This is a genomic window from Pseudomonas syringae pv. tomato str. DC3000 (assembly GCF_000007805.1).
In the GTDB taxonomy this organism is placed as follows: Bacteria; Pseudomonadota; Gammaproteobacteria; order Pseudomonadales; family Pseudomonadaceae; genus Aquipseudomonas; species Aquipseudomonas avellanae.
Genome location: NC_004578.1, coordinates 752,557 through 769,519, shown reverse-complemented (window position 1 = coordinate 769,519; position 16,963 = coordinate 752,557). Strand labels below are relative to the sequence as shown.

The 16,963-nt window shown below is 55.8% G+C and carries 19 protein-coding genes; 7 read left to right on the top strand and 12 right to left on the bottom strand.

Features of this window, described 5'->3' with window-relative positions; all coding sequences use genetic code 11:
* The first annotated feature begins 53 nt into the window (after window positions 1–53).
* Both PSPTO_RS03785 and PSPTO_RS03780 read left to right on the top strand, forming a co-directional pair.
* The gene (locus tag PSPTO_RS03785) at window positions 54–296 is read left to right on the top strand and encodes a helix-turn-helix domain-containing protein (RefSeq protein WP_011103251.1); all 243 of its coding nucleotides are present in this window, start codon (window positions 54–56) and stop codon (window positions 294–296) included.
* Between the two features lie 23 nt (window positions 297–319).
* Window positions 320–592: a helix-turn-helix domain-containing protein gene (locus PSPTO_RS03780; protein WP_007245505.1), complete on the top strand. Its 273-nt coding sequence runs from the start codon at window positions 320–322 to the stop codon at window positions 590–592.
* Window positions 593–614: 22 nt separating this feature from the next.
* On the opposite strand, the gene PSPTO_RS03775 is transcribed toward PSPTO_RS03780, so the two are convergent.
* The 12 genes from PSPTO_RS03775 to PSPTO_RS03720 form a co-directional block, all read right to left on the bottom strand.
* Window positions 615–1,412, bottom strand: coding sequence for a hypothetical protein (locus PSPTO_RS03775; RefSeq protein WP_011103250.1), 798 nt, complete (start codon window positions 1,410–1,412; stop codon window positions 615–617).
* Window positions 1,413–1,465: 53 nt separating this feature from the next.
* Window positions 1,466–3,757 carry an autotransporter outer membrane beta-barrel domain-containing protein gene (locus PSPTO_RS03770; RefSeq protein WP_011103249.1) on the bottom strand — a complete coding sequence of 764 codons (2,292 nt, stop codon included), beginning with the start codon at window positions 3,755–3,757 and terminating at the stop codon, window positions 1,466–1,468.
* 178 nt (window positions 3,758–3,935) lie between these two features.
* A complete protein-coding gene (locus tag PSPTO_RS03765; protein WP_005769052.1) occupies window positions 3,936–4,979 on the bottom strand; it encodes a WavE lipopolysaccharide synthesis family protein in 1,044 nt (347 codons plus the stop codon).
* 53 nt (window positions 4,980–5,032) lie between these two features.
* Window positions 5,033–5,638, bottom strand: a complete 606-nt coding sequence (locus PSPTO_RS03760) for a hypothetical protein (protein WP_011103248.1) — start codon at window positions 5,636–5,638, stop codon at window positions 5,033–5,035.
* On the bottom strand, window positions 5,635–7,410 hold the full coding sequence (locus PSPTO_RS03755; protein WP_011103247.1) for a hypothetical protein: 1,776 nt from the start codon (window positions 7,408–7,410) through the stop codon (window positions 5,635–5,637). The genes PSPTO_RS03760 and PSPTO_RS03755 overlap by 4 nt, the downstream gene beginning before the upstream one ends.
* 3 nt (window positions 7,411–7,413) lie before the next feature.
* Window positions 7,414–7,734 (bottom strand): hypothetical protein, encoded by a 321-nt coding sequence (locus PSPTO_RS03750; RefSeq protein WP_044391358.1) that lies wholly within the window; start codon window positions 7,732–7,734, stop codon window positions 7,414–7,416.
* Window positions 7,731–8,462: a glycosyltransferase family 2 protein gene (locus PSPTO_RS03745; RefSeq protein WP_005769045.1), complete on the bottom strand. Its 732-nt coding sequence runs from the start codon at window positions 8,460–8,462 to the stop codon at window positions 7,731–7,733. Before PSPTO_RS03745 ends, PSPTO_RS03750 begins: the two co-directional genes overlap by 4 nt.
* On the bottom strand, window positions 8,459–9,097 hold the full coding sequence (locus PSPTO_RS03740) for an HAD family hydrolase (RefSeq protein ID WP_005769043.1): 639 nt from the start codon (window positions 9,095–9,097) through the stop codon (window positions 8,459–8,461). Before PSPTO_RS03740 ends, PSPTO_RS03745 begins: the two co-directional genes overlap by 4 nt.
* A gap of 7 nt (window positions 9,098–9,104) precedes the next feature.
* Window positions 9,105–9,719, bottom strand: a complete 615-nt coding sequence (locus tag PSPTO_RS03735; RefSeq protein ID WP_005769042.1) for a phosphatidylinositol-specific phospholipase C/glycerophosphodiester phosphodiesterase family protein — start codon at window positions 9,717–9,719, stop codon at window positions 9,105–9,107.
* A 1-nt stretch (window position 9,720) separates the two neighbouring features.
* Window positions 9,721–10,482, bottom strand: a complete 762-nt coding sequence (locus PSPTO_RS03730) for a glycosyltransferase family 2 protein (protein ID WP_011103245.1) — start codon at window positions 10,480–10,482, stop codon at window positions 9,721–9,723.
* An 81-nt stretch (window positions 10,483–10,563) separates the two neighbouring features.
* Complete coding sequence (locus PSPTO_RS03725; protein WP_007245496.1) at window positions 10,564–11,268, bottom strand: ABC transporter ATP-binding protein; 705 nt, start codon at window positions 11,266–11,268, stop codon at window positions 10,564–10,566.
* Window positions 11,265–12,041 (bottom strand): ABC transporter permease, encoded by a 777-nt coding sequence (locus PSPTO_RS03720; protein WP_011103244.1) that lies wholly within the window; start codon window positions 12,039–12,041, stop codon window positions 11,265–11,267. The genes PSPTO_RS03725 and PSPTO_RS03720 overlap by 4 nt, the downstream gene beginning before the upstream one ends.
* 327 nt (window positions 12,042–12,368) lie before the next feature.
* On the opposite strand from PSPTO_RS03720, the gene yghU reads away from it, so the two are divergent.
* From yghU to PSPTO_RS03695, 5 genes are all read left to right on the top strand, one after another.
* Window positions 12,369–13,211 (top strand): glutathione-dependent disulfide-bond oxidoreductase, encoded by an 843-nt coding sequence (gene yghU / locus PSPTO_RS03715; RefSeq protein ID WP_005769036.1) that lies wholly within the window; start codon window positions 12,369–12,371, stop codon window positions 13,209–13,211.
* 201 nt (window positions 13,212–13,412) lie between these two features.
* Window positions 13,413–14,432, top strand: a complete 1,020-nt coding sequence (locus PSPTO_RS03710; RefSeq protein WP_011103242.1) for a PDDEXK nuclease domain-containing protein — start codon at window positions 13,413–13,415, stop codon at window positions 14,430–14,432.
* A 69-nt stretch (window positions 14,433–14,501) separates the two neighbouring features.
* Window positions 14,502–15,668, top strand: a complete 1,167-nt coding sequence (gene metC / locus PSPTO_RS03705) for a cystathionine beta-lyase (protein ID WP_011103241.1) — start codon at window positions 14,502–14,504, stop codon at window positions 15,666–15,668.
* 103 nt (window positions 15,669–15,771) lie between these two features.
* Window positions 15,772–16,017 (top strand): exodeoxyribonuclease VII small subunit, encoded by a 246-nt coding sequence (locus PSPTO_RS03700; RefSeq protein ID WP_003379121.1) that lies wholly within the window; start codon window positions 15,772–15,774, stop codon window positions 16,015–16,017.
* Entirely contained in the window at window positions 16,014–16,901 is an 888-nt protein-coding gene (locus tag PSPTO_RS03695) for a (2E,6E)-farnesyl diphosphate synthase (protein ID WP_007245492.1), read from the top strand. Before PSPTO_RS03700 ends, PSPTO_RS03695 begins: the two co-directional genes overlap by 4 nt.
* Window positions 16,902–16,963: the final 62 nt, after the last annotated feature.

The window sequence follows — 16,963 nt, the reverse complement described above, 5'->3', positions numbered from 1 at the left end:
AATCCCAAATCAGGTTTATTTAGGTAGCCGGAATATTCAGACGGCGCGCCTACGTGAAAACCATCCATAACGCTCGCTACCAAGCGCTGCTTGATCTTTTGCTGGAAGCGCGCAGTGCGGCTGGCATAACGCAAAAAGAATTGGCAGCCCGGCTCGGCCGACCGCAGTCTTTTGTATCAAAAACAGAGAACGCCGAACGCAGGCTCGATGTGATTGAGTTCATGGATTTCTGTCGGGGGATCGGGACTGATCCGTACGCGTTGCTCAGCAAGCTGGAGGCTATGACTCCATCATGATTGATCTTCACTGCATTGGCGCAATGGATCTGAGCAAAGCAATCGGAGCGGCGCTAAAGGAAGCGCGCGAAGCAAAAGGTCTTACGCAGGAAGATTTTGTCGGTGTCAGTGGCCGGACTTATCTGTCCGAGATAGAACGAGGGTTGAAGAGCCCTACGCTTGAAAAACTCGATCAGCTTGCAACCAGAATCGGTATTCACCCGTTGGAGTTGCTGGTTTCCTGTTATGCCAAGCAGGCGTCGATGAGCCCTCAATCTCTACTGGATATGTTGAATGATCGCTTGGGCAAAACATGAATGACTTTTTTGACGAAAGGACTCATTTACACCCTGCAAACTCAAGCCCTCTCCACACCTTCCACGCCTCTTCCCATCCAGTTTCATGGGTCGCACCCGCAACGATAATCAGCTGGCTGCAAGCTGTGTTGCCCAGTAGCCGGTTATAACGCTCCGCTAATTCAGTGGGTATCATTTCGTCACCTGCTCCTGAAAAGTGACGCTGAGGTATAAGCGCCAAGCGCTGGGTGTAATCCAGTGGGTCCAGTGACCCGCTGAGCGGCGAAAGGCTTTTTGTTTTTGTCCATTGTGTCGGGTCTAGGTTGCCCGCGAGGGTCTGAACACCAGTCACGTCATCCCGCTGCGCAGCGAGCAACAGTGCCAGGGTAGCGCCACCGGAATAGCCGATTAACTCAAACTCACGGTTACCGTAGCGGTGCTTCAATTGGTCCAGCGCCTGGCTGATGCAGGAGACGACTTCAAGAGAGAAGCGTCGATGGGTCCAGAGTGCAGGGTTACACGCTGCGACCTTGATGAACTGGCAGGGTCGCGCCAGGTAAGCATTGGGCGTCGGATCGTTGATTGCCAGGCTCGGTACGAGCAGTTTCCGTGGGCTTGGATCAAGACTGGGCTGGGTTGCCGTGGCCCAGCCGTGACCGTCGCCTTCCAGATATACCCGCAGGCGAGCGGCCCTGAAGGTCTCTGGCGGCAATAGCGCGATCAGCGGAAAAGGCTGTCCCGGCAGGATCTGCATCTGCCGGTGGTGCTCGTCCGCCAATTGTTGCAATGAGGCGCTTGGCGACTGACAACCCGAGATGAAGGCGCTGACCAGCAGCGCCATCAAAACCCCATGAATACCGACCCGGCGTTGTTCGCAAGGACGAAACCAATCCATCAGAAGTCGTAACGCACTTTTGCCGAAAACACGTCGGCATCGAAGCCGGACTTTCCGATGTAGTCGTAGTTGACGCCCAATGTAACTGCGCCCAGTTTGTAATCGGCACCTACACCGGCTTCGTAGCTGTCACGCACCGCTTTGGCGCCAGTTGTCACGAACGGCGTGCTGCCGAGCAAAAAGGTCGATGTACTCTGAGCCTCGTCGGCGGCGAAGTCATGGTAAGCCATCAGCTTGGCCTGCGGCTCCAGCGTGCCGGCACCCAAGCTGAAACTGCCAGCCACACGCATACCTGCGCCCAACTCAATCGCCTCATAACGCTGGTCTTCTACTTTCAGCGCAGCCGAAGAACCTTTTTCGCGGTAGCCATCAATGTTTACCTGGCTGTAACGCGCGGCAAGACGTGGCTCGATCAGTACTTGCGGGCTGACGTGGTAGGTGTAGCCGCCCACCAGATTCAGACCCAGCAGGTCACTGTCGTAATCGGCCTTGGCACGCGTACCTGCGATGCTGCGCTTGCTCTGGTTGTCGTTGAAGCCGTAAGTCAGGCTCGTATCAACGAAATAGTTGCCCTTTTCAAACCCGCCGTACAGCGTAAAGGCATGGCTATCAACGTTGGTTTTGTTGCCACTTTTGCCATTCACATCGGTGTTGATGAAGCTGTAGGCCAGTCCCAGCGTCAGGTTTTCATTGACCTTGCCGTCAGCACCTACTGCGATTCCGTTGCTGTAGGCGTTGTAGCCGGCAATGCCGTCACGCCGGTCTTGAGTGGCGTCGCTGTAGAGTGACTGGACCCAGACACCCGCATCTTTGAAGCCTTCGCCAGAGGATGCACCGCGTATAGAACTGGTGCGGCTGCCCGTCACATTGCTGATCAGGCTCTGGCTGGTGGTGGCGGCGCTTCTGGCCCCACCGCTGACTTCCGGGGCCAACTCCGAAGCCAGTTTGGCAACTTGACCTCCATCCGCGTTCAACAAGAGTTGTTTGAACGAGTCGCTGTCATTCAATCTGCTGACGATGCTGTCACCGCTCAAGGTGACCAGTGTTGCCTGTTCATTAACTGAGCCGCCGTTATCAGCAACTACCTGGGCGACCTCTTCCCGGCCTTTACCGGTGACTACAGCCACCACGTTTTTGCCATCGACGGTATAGCTGTCGATTTTAAGTAGCGCGGAGGTACTGACCACATCGAGCTTGCCGGCAGAATCGACCGCTGTGCCATCTTTGCCCAGCAATTCGATCTTACCTGCCTCGATAAGCTTGTAAGTCGTGCCGTTGGCGTTGAAGTCGTCACCCTTTGCCGCCAGCTTTACTTGCGCGCCCTGCTCGAACTGAGTAGTGCCGGTCACTTTCAGCACAGCAGTTTTAGTATCAGTGGCATTGCTCAGATTCAGGCCGAGCGCAGAGTTGCCGTCGACATAGAGGTCGCCGTTAATGCTGGTGTGCGTGGACTCAAAGGTCATGGTAGTGGGGCTGCTGGAGGTGCCGCCAACGTAAACCTCGCCGCCCGTCTTGAGACGAATATTGTAGCCATCGGTATGGCTGTCAGTACCTGCGAAAGAGGTATCCCCTTCCAGCTCGATATTGCTCAGGTCTATCAGGTTGCCGACCACAACGCTGCCTTTTCTCAGGATCAGCTCGACCGGTCGGTTGCTTTTTGAAGCGTCGACGGCCCTGTCTGCAGAAATGATCGAGCCGGTGTTGTAGATGTTGAAGTCGCCCCGCTCGATAAACCAGGGTTGGGCATTGCTAATGCTGTATCGGGTAGTACCGATCGCAATAGCAGCGCCATCCCCACGAATCGTCCCCGCATTGGTTATATAAGCATTGGAGCCCGTGATCGTGGCACCGTCGATGCGAAGGCCTTTAGACCCCGTGCCCGTGGCGGTAATGCTGCCATGGTTTTCGAAAACAGCCAGACTCGTCGCGACATCCAGAGCAGTTGCCCCTGTGCTCGTCACATCAATCAGGCGCCGGTTGATAACGCTGCCGACAATTCTGCCGCCTTGGAGACTGACGCCTTTGGCTTCTTCACCACCGGCAAGGTTGCCGGAGTTGTTGATGTTCGCGTTGAAGATCAGATCCTTGTCAACCGTCGAACCGCTGAGTTTGATCGCGTCTTTAACCGTACTGCCGGTATAGGCGCCGTTGATTTCAAGATTGCCAGTATGGGCCTGACGCTCGCTGTTGTAGCCAGCATTGGTCAGTTGGACAGTTTCAGCAAAAGCAGGGATAGCAGTTGCAGCCACAGCCATGGCGAGAAGGGTCTTGCGAAAAATCACAGCGGTCACGATTCATTCCTTATGTTGGGGGCGCTTCCATGCGTAGCGGGAACCTGCTGCGGCAAAAATGGCGATTGGCCACATAGAAGAGCGCGGCGAGAATAAAGTAACAGCCTTGAAATAACATCAAATCTTATCGGTACAGTCATGCCTCGTTAAACTGTACAGGTGTTCGGGCTTATGATGCCTAAACCCGATAAGACCCCACATGCTCCAGCTTCCTGCTCTTTCGCCAGTACGAGCGTACGACTCTTGCCATCGCAGGCGAGAGGCTGAACAGGGCGATGGTCGCGAACGATATCCACCAGCCGGGGCGCAAGCAGTTGAGTACGTATTGGTTGAGCCAGATGCGCGCTATTCTCGACCGGTAGGCGCCAGGCCCAAGGCGCCTTAGTTGCTCGATGTCATCTGCTGTATAGAGCGTTTTCAGCACGTAGCTGTTTGCGGTAAAGCGCTCAGGGAAATCGACTCCGGCTTCGTGGTGGTTCAATACCCTGAAATTGCACCCCAAAACGTTATCCCACAGTTTCAGATTACTGAGGCCCACCTGACAGGGTTTTGCAAGTCGAGCGTCAATACCGCGCCTGCGCATGAGGCCAAGCATGAGTGCCTGTTCGCTCACTATGCGCGCGGATGTATAGCCGATGAAGTTTCCGAACGGGTTGCGAGACGGCGTGTTGTTGAAGAGCTCTTCTCTTTTGAACAACGGCTGTACCCACATGGCGAGCATGGCGTCACGTGTGCCGAACTGGACCAGGTCCGATATGTGAAACAGCATCGGCATTTGTTCAGGGTCGCGAATGTAAAGCGTCGTGGTGGTAATAGGCGTGTCGAACAATCGGGGCTCGACGGGCTCGTTGTCATCTGGCCGGCCGATGACAGCAAGTGCAGCGCTGGTCAGGTTGTGGTCAGCGCGCATCTTCATGATGTACGGCCGTGCTGCTGCCTGAATCCCGCCCAGCGTTGATCGCAGCATGCGATTGACGTTGATTTGATTGCCGGCATCGTCGACGAAAGCACCTGGATCATCCGACAGGATGATCTGATCAGCCTCCACTGCAGAAACATCTTCGTTGCACCAGGTTGAAACGATGATTTCAGCGTGCGGCAAATGCGTTCTTATCGACGCGATGCAGGCGAAGATGTTCCGCTTGGGGCTTAAGTTTCGATAGAGAGGGCCCTGGATAACCACGCTGATCTTTGTGGAATCAACGGCCGTAAGATGAGGCATGTTTTTAACCTTGTAATGTAAGACGACCGCTAACAACGGTAAGAACAGATCAGTCAGATGGATCGTGCAGCACGCCGAAATATGCGAAGAAAAAGATGTCGCGCTCGACGCAAGACACCCACCAGCAATGGCAGGCTGATCAGTACCTTCTCAAGACGCGTAACCATGAATAACCGTCCGATCTGAGCGGAGCGGACCGAAGCGGTTGTGCTTACCGGCAAATTGTTGAATGACTCATTGAGCGTTCGCGAGTAGATGCCCAGATGCATGGCAGGCACCATGATCACAATGTTCCGGTGTCGCAGCCTTGGGCTCAGGTAGTTATAGCGAGCAATTTTCCGGATGAAATCCATGCAGGTAGCCGAGTCGTGCTGCCCAAAATCAATCAGCACCCAGTCGCTCTCCACCGTGTCCATATGACGGGCAACTGTGTTGGCCACGACGCCGCTCACACCGTTCTCGTGAAGAAAATCTTCCAGGCTGAACTGGACATGATCTGTCGATAGATCACTGACGGGCAGTTTGGCCAGGTTGTAGCGGTCGTCAATGACAAGCACAGGAACGGTTTTTCTAGGCTCGTGTTTAATATGGGACAACTGACAGATCAACTCATGACTGGCAGGCGTGGGGCTCAAATGAGACACGACGAATATCTTCATCTGGAACCCCTGGCATAGGACGTGAAGGGCGTGGAGTTGTAGATGGCCTTCACCGCAGCCCACGCGCTTTCAAAATAGAAGATTTTCCCGTTGTTTCTGTAAGCACCCAGCGCCGAAATCAAAATGCCGGGGAGCGAAAGCAGGTTGTGGTGAAAGTAATCATCCTGCTGACGAACAAACCATGTCTGCGTGCTGCGTTGACGCAACATGTTGCGCACTTCGCAACTATGAGTGATCAGTGTCTGTTTGGCCTGGATAGGGTCTGTCAGGAAACAGCTGACCAGAAACGCATGCCGGATACTTGGCAACTGATCACACAGCACCAGCCCCTCGAAGTCGGCGATAAACGCTCGGACCGTCTCAATGTCGTTTTTGAACGTGGACTGCTGAACCACGCGATCAATCAGTTCAATCCAGGCGCGGACGGTGATGCGATCAAGACCGGTTGGAATGATCACCGCCGACGGATTGGCCAGGTATTTGTCGCCAAACTGCCGCAATCGAGTCAACGCGGCCTCGACGGACAGATTGAAAAGAGGCATCTTTTCAAGCAAGGACAAATAGCAGGGGCCGGACATTTCAAGGCATCCGTTAACTGATTCGACCGGAGCCTTGCCACCCAGCAATGCTCGGGAGGTCACGGACTGGGTGATACCGTACGGGTTAATGCGGTTCGGAATACCCGCTCTGGAAGCCCTTAGTGCGTGCTCGATGTCTTCGTATTCGACCCAGTGGAGAGACTCGTCCAGAGGGCAGCCATTCCATACCTCCTTACGGCAAATATAGAGACTGCCTGTCGGGTAACTGGCATCGTTGTTATAACGCATCGGGCTGGCAAAACAGAATCCAGTCCGGTCGACTTCCGAGAATACTGACGGTGCAATAGCTTGCGCATTACCGTTGGTGCGGTGCAGCCCTAACAGCCCCTGCGCGACCTCGTCCATGGCCATGCCGTAATCCGAATAGCGCTGCGGATGCATGCTGATTCGATTGTCAAAGAACATGCTTTGCAGCGTCATCAGCGGATAGCGCGGACCGAAGCGATGTACGACTTCTCCGAAATTCCGGGGTAGGAAAACGCGGTCGTGCAGGATCACCAGGTTGCTGTATCGGGCCTCCTGCGCCAGGCGGTTTTTCTTTCTGCAGATCTGCACGGGCGGCGCAGTAATATCCTCCCCAATGATGCGAACCTTTTCGAAATAAGCGAAGTTGCTACCGGGTGTGCCGCACAGCAGTATCTCCTTGTGCGGAATCTCAATTTCCAGAATGCGCTTCACTACCGCATTGAGAACGGTAGCGTCGCCTGAACCGACAGGAATGCCGAAGGTCCAGCTATCGAGATCGTCATTCGACTCGGCAGCCAGCCTGGACACTTTCTCGTAGGTGACCGAGTTGCTCGAACGCGCAATAGCCTTGAGTGATCCGGCGAAGTATTCACGGTCCAGGTAACACTCGATCGGAGTGTCTTCGATGACGGTGATCTTCTCGCCGACATTCAGAAAATGCGCGCCGTCCCACAGCAGCAGCGGCGCGAGGGGTGAATCACTCTGCACGCCATAAAAGCAGTACGAACCATGATCATGTATTTGCGTACACCGTTGCGCCGCATGCAGCTTGCTGATTTCCATATCAGGCTTGCGCACAGGGTGCTTGCGAAACGAGACTAGGCTTGAGCACTCGTGGGGCAATAACAGGTCCGCCGGCAGAGTACGCAGCACATTCGCCGACGCATAACCAAGACCTGGATGGTGTTGAAGATGAATGGTTTTCATGCGTCAGACCACGTACTTGTCATCGAGCGCACCCGGCAACTTGACGACCACGGTGGTCGCATCGGTAAGCGCCTCGAAAGCCGTGATATCCCCAGGCTCGAGAACGATGATGTCGCCGGCCTTCCAGACTTTATCGCGCATGATGACTGACCCGCAGAGCAACACAGTTATCTCTGTGGCAACCTTGTGATAGTGAGCCACTTCCATGTCGCCGGACTTGTAATGCTTGATGCCCACCTCACAAGACTCGGTCTTGAACGCAGACGGTTCAAACCCGCCCACGAACCAGCCTTTGACCATGTCTCCCAGCTTCGCCGTTTTCATCGAATGTCCGCCATTTCAAACGCGTGAAGCTGGTTCTGGGTTTTCAAGGGGCGGTACTGACGGGGTTCAATCCGGTAGGCACCAATCTTCTTGTGTAACAGCACCAGTTCATTGAGGGCTGGGGCGATGTAGAAGTGGTCATTGACCCTGGCGTCCTTGCGAATCATCTCCTTGGCGGCGGAGACAAACAGCGAACCGGATTTGAACCAGTACATGCCTGCAATGGCGTGAGGACTGATCGGATTCTTTTCGGCGGCCTCGATAACGCGCTGGTCGCTGTCCAGGCGTGCAAATGAATAACGAGGGTGCAGAGAGTTGAAGATGACGACACCGGCGTCCTCGTTCGCTTCCCGAAAAACACGCAGCACCTCTCGCAGTTCTATGTCGAGAAAATCACTGACGCTGAGGATCAGCAGCTCATCATCGTTATCGATTTGCCCGCTCGCCAGAAGCGCGGTGCAGGCAGCGCCTTGGGTGATGTTGTGAACGGGAAGAACGCTGGCAGAAGGATGCATCTGCTGGACCATGTTGCGCAGGTGCAAACCGATGACGTCGTCATTCGAGAACGTGCAGATAATCCTGCGCGGCTCAAGCGCGGCACAATTATCGATCAGCGTATGGATCAACGGCTTGCCGTTGTACTCGCACAAGTATTCGGGGTACTCGCCATCGCCGGGCTGCGCTTCGCTCTTTTTGCCTGACAGAAGAATGATGTTCATTTTGCTCACAGGCTGGCCACCTTGTCGGCGTTGATCTGTTCGACTCGGTCAAGGATGTTGTTGAGGTTTGCATCGCAGGTTTGCGCAACAACCAGAACATGGGCACCCGAGGCTCTGGCGGCCTTGATGCCATTTTCGTTGTCTTCGACGATCAGGCACTCTTCGGGCTTCATGCCAAGCTGCTTGATGGCTTTGGTGTAGATGTCGGGCGCGGGCTTTGCGTGTGCCACGTCTTCGTTGGAAAGTTGCAGGTCGAGGTATTTATCAAGATCTGCCCTGCCCATCATGATCTCCACGGTGTTGCGAATGGAGTTGGACGCAACGGCCAGCTTGTAGCCCAGGGTTTTCAGCGATGACAACGCGTATTGATGCACAAATGTCGGTTTGCACTGGGCGTGGACAATCTCCATGGTGTATTGCTGTTTCATCTCGTTGATGAAGGTGTGCAAGGCAACCGGCAGGTCACGTTCGACACTCAACATGTCGAGTTTTCGCGAAGTGGGCAGACCGTCATAAGCCGTCAGGTGCTCGTGGCGACTGATGGTGTAGCCGAACAGACTGAGTGCTTTGTTCAGTGCATCGTAGTGCCACTCCTTGGCTTCGATGAGGACACCATCCATATCGAAAATCACTGCCTTGATCATGATTGCCTCACTTGAAGAAAATGGCTGCGTCTACGGGAGTATCAGTGCACAGCGTCAAACGGTTCTCCGACCTGAACTCAAGCAACTGTTGCCACAGCGCCATGCAGTCGCGGCCGTGTAGTTCCGGTGAAACCACACAGACCTGCTTGTCTTGTGACAAAAGATCACCAATAACCTGATTGGAAAACCACTCGCTGTCGAAACCATCAAGCCACACGCCTGTGGCCCTTTCGAGCCAGGCGGGTGAAGGTTCAACGTCGCTGAGGCGGGAATAGGTGATGACCTCTTCGATGAGGTAACTGCGCATGTCCGGAACAGCCATGTCGAAGACGAACCAGTTGGTGTGGCCGTAACGGGCAAACGTCTTCTTGAGCGCCAGCGCCATGCCATCGGCCTTCACATTGATGGCCAGAGGCAGGTTGCGACCCGCCATGATGTCGAGCAGACCGTCGAGCGTCAGTTCGCCGCCCACGGGCATGTCATGAGAAATCACGAGTTGACCCGCCACATCACGGACGTCGGTTTCGGTACCGAAACCGAAATCGAATGATCGATGGAAGGCTTGCGTCAGGTTGCGCTCGGGCTTGTGCAACCAGTAACCGCGATGGCTGATGATTTGCATGTCAGTTCCCGACGCCCGAGGCTGCCTGCCGGCTTAAAGGCAGTGACAGAAACAGGTTCAGATCGACGGGTATGCCAAGGCCATACATGCCATGACCTTCAGCGCCAATGCTGTAATGAATGACCTTTGCGCCTTGCTCGATCAGCTCGTTGTAGGCCGGCGCGACGTAGAACTCGCCGTTGACGCGAAGATCTTTCAGGACCATCGCTTCGATGGCTGATACCAGCTGGCCGCCACTGCGAAAGTTGTAGATGCCGACAGTGGCTTCGTCCGAGATGACTTCCTTTTCAACCACGCGATTGATGTGGCCTTGTGAATCGAACCCCACGAATGACCACTTCGGATCGCTGGCTTTCATGGTCATGATCAGGCCAGCGGCATCGCATTCGTTCATTGCATGCAGATAGGCATTGATGTCTACGTCAACGTACTGGTCGCTGTTGGCAATCATCACTTGCTGGTCATAATTGATCAGGTGCCTTGCTGCGTAAACAGTGCAGGCCGCACCACCGGTCAAACCGCCAAGTTCGACGATGCCGCAACCGGGTGCCCAGGCATTCAGTTTTTCTCTGAGCCCGTAAGCCGCGACCTGTTCCGCCTGACAGATAAAGATGAATCTGTGCGGGCAGTCAGGTGTCAGGTTATCAATCACAACCTTGATCATCGGCACACCATGCACAGGGATCAATGGCTTGGGGTCTGTGTAGCCTGCAACGGCAAAGCGACTCCCGGCTCCGGCCATTGGAACGATAATTTGCAGCATGGAAATTCCTGTGTGAAATAGTGTTTACCCAGTTGATGTAAACCTGACGCCTTGAACTTTTAAACTTCAAAAAAAGACTTACTAATAGCAACCATGTTCAATCATCCGACCACGCTCAAGTTTCAAATATCGCTGACAAAATGCTCTGCCTTCTTCTACGGCGTGAGTCACCAGAATCAAGGCCATGCCGTCATCCTGCAGGCTGCGAATTCGTTCGTGACATTTGAGCTTGAATTCTTCATCACCCACAGCAAGTACCTCATCAGCCAGTAACGTCTGCGGTTCCACATGGACAGCAACCGAAAACCCCAGCCGCATGTACATGCCCGATGAATAGTTCTTCACCGGTGTATCAATGAAATTCCCCAGACCGGAGAAATCGACAATCTCGTTGAAGCGCGAACGTATTTCCTTGTTGCTCAAGCCGAACAGACTGGCGTTCAGGTAAATATTTTCTTCGCCGGTCAGTTCGGGATGAAAGCCAACGCCAATTTCAATCAACGGCGCTACACGGCCAACGGTAGTCAAACGCCCGCTGGTAGGAATAAGGATTCTTGAGACAAGCTGCAAAAGCGTGCTTTTGCCAGAACCGTTGTGGCCCACAAGCGCCAGCGACTCGCCCTTGTGCAGGGTGAACGACACGTCGCTTACCGCCATGAAGTGCTCGGCGTACTCCCGGTGTCGGGCGTCAAACAGTCCTAGAAACTTTTTCTTCAGACCGCCTCTGTTATGGCGCAGGACGAACTGCTTGGTGAGGTTTTCGGCCTTGATGACGACGCTGCTCATAAGTACTCCACCGCACGGTCTACTCGTCTGAATATGGCGAGGCCGGCTACAAGCGACGTGGCGCCCAGCACTACGCAGAGGACCAGTTCACGGGTATCCGGAATGACCCCGGCATGCAGAATGCTGCTGAAACTTTTGAAATACAGGGCTACCGGGTTGTAGGCCGCGATACTGGCAATACCCTCGGGCAGCGAAGAGGTGACCCACACGATTGGCGTGAACCAGAACAGCAAGGGTAAAAACACATCGATGAAATGCTTGGCATCACGCACGGTTATCTGGATGACGCTGAGCGCCAGACCCAAGCCCATGATCAATGCCATGAATGCGATCAATACAATCGGGTAAAAAAACAGTGCCCGGGTAAACACACCGCCGAGCATGGCAAACAATGATGCGTACACGATCATGCAGCCTGCCCAGAACACAATAATCGTGAGCGCCCCGGAGACGGGCAGCAAGATGCGTGGGAAGCGTAATTTGCGAATGAGATTGCCGTTATTGATGAGCCACTCCCCACTCTGCGAAACTATTTGCGCCAGCAGCATCCAGTGGACGACGCCGGTCACCAGATGAAGTGCGAAACGGTCCTGACTGCTGGGCAAAATGTAGGTAAACACCATGTAATACGTGAGTGTCACAACCAAAGGATTACCCAGTGACCATACAAAACCCAGCGTCGCGCCCATATAGCGGATTTTTATTTCTTTGTAGACGAGATTGATGACCAGATCGCGCCATTTGATAACGCCTGCGATACAAGATAACGGCATACGGATATCCGGTTATTAATAATTTGGCCTGGGCAAACGACCTATGACAATCAAGCGCTAACATGGATAACCTTCAGGCCTCCTGATGCGCACACATACTCCCTTGTTTTGCCGATCTACAGCTATAGGACGCCGCCTTAGTTGCTGTAGGAATATTCCACAGACTACAGACGGCAATCTAATGCTGCCTTGGCTGCCTCGTTACGATGGGCGCTGTGCACGACCAGAATCGCAAGGCACTTCCCTCCCCGCGCATTGATCTATAACGTCAATGGTCATTTCAACGCGACCGGTCCTGCGATCGTCCCTGAACAAGCGAGGCTCTTCATGACGCAATCTCCTTACACCCCACCAAAAGTCTGGCAGCCGGAAACGCCAACGGGTGGCGCGTTTGCCAGCATCAACCGGCCTGTCGCCGGTCCCACGCATGAGAAGGAGCTGCCGGTCGGCAAGCATCCGCTGCAGCTTTATTCACTGGCCACGCCCAATGGGGTGAAGGTCACGATCATGCTGGAAGAGTTGCTGGCGCTGGGGCACAGCGGGGCGGAATACGATGCCTGGCTGATCCGCATATCCGAGGGCGATCAGTTTTCCAGCGGATTTGTCGAGATCAATCCCAACTCCAAGATCCCGGCTTTACTGGACCGAAGCCATGAAACGCCTGTGCGGGTCTTCGAGTCCGGGTCAATCCTGCTGTACCTGGCGGAGAAGTTTTCCAGCTTTCTGCCCGCAGACCTGGCAGGCCGCACAGAAACCCTCAACTGGCTGTTCTGGCAAATGGGCGCTGCGCCTTATCTGGGCGGCGGGTTCGGGCATTTCTATGCTTACGCGCCCGAGAAACTCGAATACCCCATCAACCGTTTCGCGATGGAGGCCAAGCGTCAACTCGATGTGCTGGACCGTCGCCTTGCGCAGCACCGCTACCTGGCCGGCGATACCTATACGATTGCCGATATCGCGGTGTGGCCATGGTATGGCGCGCTGGTGCGCAACAAGGTTTACTCGGCTGCCGAGTTCCTGTCAGTGCACGAATACCCGAACCTGATCCGCTGGACGGAAGAGATCGCAGCACGCCCGGCTGTCATCAAAGGCCAGAAGGTCAATCGCACCTGGGGCGAAGAAGCGGATCAGGTTCCGGAGCGACATGAGGCCTCTGATCTGGATAAATGAGGCGCAAGTCAAGGTCGGCGCGAAGAGAAACCTGATGTCACAAACCCGGCGCAAATGCCGGGTCTGGCAGGTGTGATCTGCACGTAAAGTAGCCGGCCTACTGACTTCCAAAGGACGCGCTCACATGAACCAGGGAACTACCCGCCCGGCCCCTCTCTTGCAACCAGCAACCCGATTGCCACATCGCGGAGTACTGGCAGCATGAATACTCCCAACGTACCGCAGGCACCCGCAAGTGATCGCTTCGATGAAGTGCTCGCCATGATTCAGGGCGCTCGACAGCAGGCAGCGCAGGCGGTCAACACGCGTCTGATCGAGCTGTACTGGCAAGTCGGCGCCTACATCAGTCGCAAGATTGAAAACGCTGAATGGGGCGATGCAGTGGTCAGCCAGCTTGCCGAGCACCTGGCTACCACCCAACCGGGGCTGCGCGGGTTTACACGTCGAAATCTGTTTCGCATGCGCCAGTTTTTCGAGGCTTACCGGGGCGATGAGAAAGTGTCAGCAGTGCTGACACAATTGCCGTGGACTCATCACTTGATCATTTTCAGTCAAAGCAAGCGACCCGAAGAACGTGAGTTTTACTTGCGTATGGCTATCAGGGAAAAATGGTCCAGCCGCGAACTGGAACGCCAATTCAAAACCGCCTTGTTCGAACGCACTGTCACCCAGCCAGCCAAAGCCTCGGCCATGCTCAAGGAAACCCGGCCGGCCGCACTGGAGGTGTTTCGTGATGCCTACATGGTGGAGTTTCTGGAGCTGTCTGCCGGACATGCCGAGGCGGACCTGCATCGCGGCTTGCTGCAACGCCTGAGGGATTTTCTGATCGAACTGGGTCGTGACTTCTGCTTTGTCGGCTCCGAGTACCCGGTGCAGGTGGGTGGCCAGGATTTCGCCCTGGACCTGCTGTTTTTCCATCGTGGCCTCAACTGCCTTGTTGCCATCGAACTCAAGGTCGGACGCTTTGAGCCTGAGTACCTGGGCAAACTGAACTTCTATCTGGAAGCACTGGACCAGACCGAGCGCAAACCCCATGAAAGCCCCGCCATTGGCGTGCTGTTGTGCGCCAGCAAAAACGATGAAGTGGTCGAGTACGCGCTGAACCGCTCGTTGTCACCGGCACTGATTGCCGAATACCAGACCCGACTGCCGGACAGGCAATTGCTACAGGCCAAACTGCACGAGTTTTACGCACTGGACATAGCGAAGAACGATCAGTAATACCTGCCAACCGCACGGATGCATTACGCTTGGTGCAATCAATAACGCCAGCACTTACCGGAGCCTCAGATGCCGCACAGCAAAGACCCTCGCGCCCACACTGCCCTGTCGCAACGTGGTCGCAGCGCCAGTAGCGGCCCGGGGCTTGCGGTCAATCCGCCGGTTGTGCGCCTCAGCACGGTAGTGTTCGACAGCCTGGAAAGCTTGCGCGAAGCCGAGGTTCGCACGGCCGGGCCGGAGCGTTCGCTGACTTACGGGGCCAATGGCAACCCGACTGCGTTTGCCTTGCAGGACCTGATCTCTGAGCTTGAAGGCGCGCACGGCACGTGTCTTTACCCGACCGGGCTTGCCGCCGTCGCACAGATGTTTCAATCCTTTCTGCGCCCCGGCGATCACGTACTGCTCACCGAATCGGTCTATGGACCTGTCCGGCGTCTGGCGAACACGATGTTGAAGGCTTTCGATATTCAGTTCGACTTCTATGCCGCCGATGGCAGTGACGTGGAATCGATGATCAAAACCAACACGCGGATGATCTACGCCGAAGTACCGGGCTCGCTGACCTTCGAGATGTGCGACCTGCCCGCCCTGGCGCAGTTGTGCAAAGCGAAGAGCATGCTATTGGCGGTGGATAACTCCTGGGGTTCCGGGGTTTTATACAAGCCGCTGGAGCTGGGCGCGGACATCTCGCTGATGGCCCTGACCAAATACATGGCCGGGCACTCGGATGTGATGATGGGCAGTGTCAGTACCACCCAAACTCACTGGCAAACCCTCAAGACCATGAACACCGCTGTCGGCAACACCGTCAGCCCGGATGACGCCTATCTGGTGCTACGCGGGGCGCGCAGTCTGGCGGCACGCATGGCCATGCACGAACGCCACGCGATGCAGGTCGCGCAATGGCTGCAGGATCAGCCTGAAGTCGCGCGCGTTCTGTATCCCGCGCTGCCGAGCGATCCGGGGCACGCCCTCTGGAAACGCGATTTCCATGGTTGCAACGGCTTGCTCAGTTTCGAGTTCAAAACGGCTGATCGGCAGGTGCTGGATCGTTTTACAGGTGCCTTGACGCTGTTTGGCATCGGTTATTCCTGGGGCGGTTTTGAAAGCCTGGTCACGGAAATCGAGCAGCATGGTCCAGACCGCGGTATGGGGCCTATGCTGCGGCTGCAGGTTGGCCTTGAAAGCCCGGATGATCTGATCGCCGACTTGCAGAACGGGTTTGCTGCGGGTTGAGTCACTTTGCTCGCTACGACAACGAACATCCATCGCCGTCATTTGCCCCAAGGCCGCCGCTCTGCTAGTGTCGCGCGGTTTAACCTCTACCGGAAATGCCCCCATGGCCCGCAAGAAAGCTGCACTGGATTTCGAACAGTCTCTCGCTGATCTGCAAGCGCTGGTAGAGCGACTGGAGAATGGTGAGCTGTCGCTGGAAGACTCGTTGACCGCCTTCGAGCAAGGCGTGCGCCTGACGCGTGACTGCCAGAGCGCCCTCACCCAGGCTGAACAAAAGGTTCAAGTGTTGCTGGAACGCGACGGTGAACTGACCGAAGAGCCGTTCGACGACGCGGAACTCCCCGAATGATCGCGAGCTATCAAGCGCAAAGCCAGACTCGCGTCAATGCAGCACTCGAAGGCTTGTTTCAGGCACCGAGCCCTGAGCTGAGCCGCCTCTACGAGGCCATGCGTTACAGCGTGATGAACGGTGGCAAACGTGTGCGCCCGCTGCTGGCCTACGCCGCCTGTGAAGCACTGGGCGGCGTGGCCGAAGATGCCAATGGCGCGGCCTGTGCGGTCGAGCTGATCCATGCTTACTCACTGGTGCACGACGATTTGCCGGCGATGGACGATGACGACCTGCGTCGCGGCCAGCCGACCACCCATAAGGCGTTCGATGAGGCCTGCGCGATCCTCGCCGGTGACGGCCTGCAAAGCCTCGCTTTCACCGCCTTGCTCGCCCCGCACCTGAGCTCGCGTAACGCCGCAACCCGATTGCAGATGGTCAGCACACTGGCCGCTGCCGCAGGTCCGGCCGGAATGGTGGGCGGACAGGCCATCGATCTGGGTTCGGTAGGACTAAAGCTGGATCAGGCTGCGCTGGAATACATGCACCGTCACAAGACCGGCGCGTTGATCGAAGCCAGTGTTCGGCTCGGAGCCCTGGCCAGCGGTCAGGCCGATCAGGCGCGGCTCGATGCCCTGCAGGTCTATGCACGTGCGGTCGGTCTGGCCTTTCAGGTTCAAGACGACATTCTCGACGTCGAAAGCGATACCGCGACCCTCGGCAAGCGCCAGGGTGCCGACATCGCCCGCGACAAACCGACCTACCCCGCACTGCTGGGCCTGGACGCGGCCAAGGGCTATGCCCTGGAATTGCGCGATCAGGCGCTCGCTGCGCTGAGTCTTTTCGACACCACGGCAGAGCCGTTGCGCGAGTTGGCGCGGTACATCGTCGAGCGCCGTCACTGATCGCTATTTGCCGGGACTGAAATACGATGAATCAACGACGGTTCATCAGGTCTGAATCATCA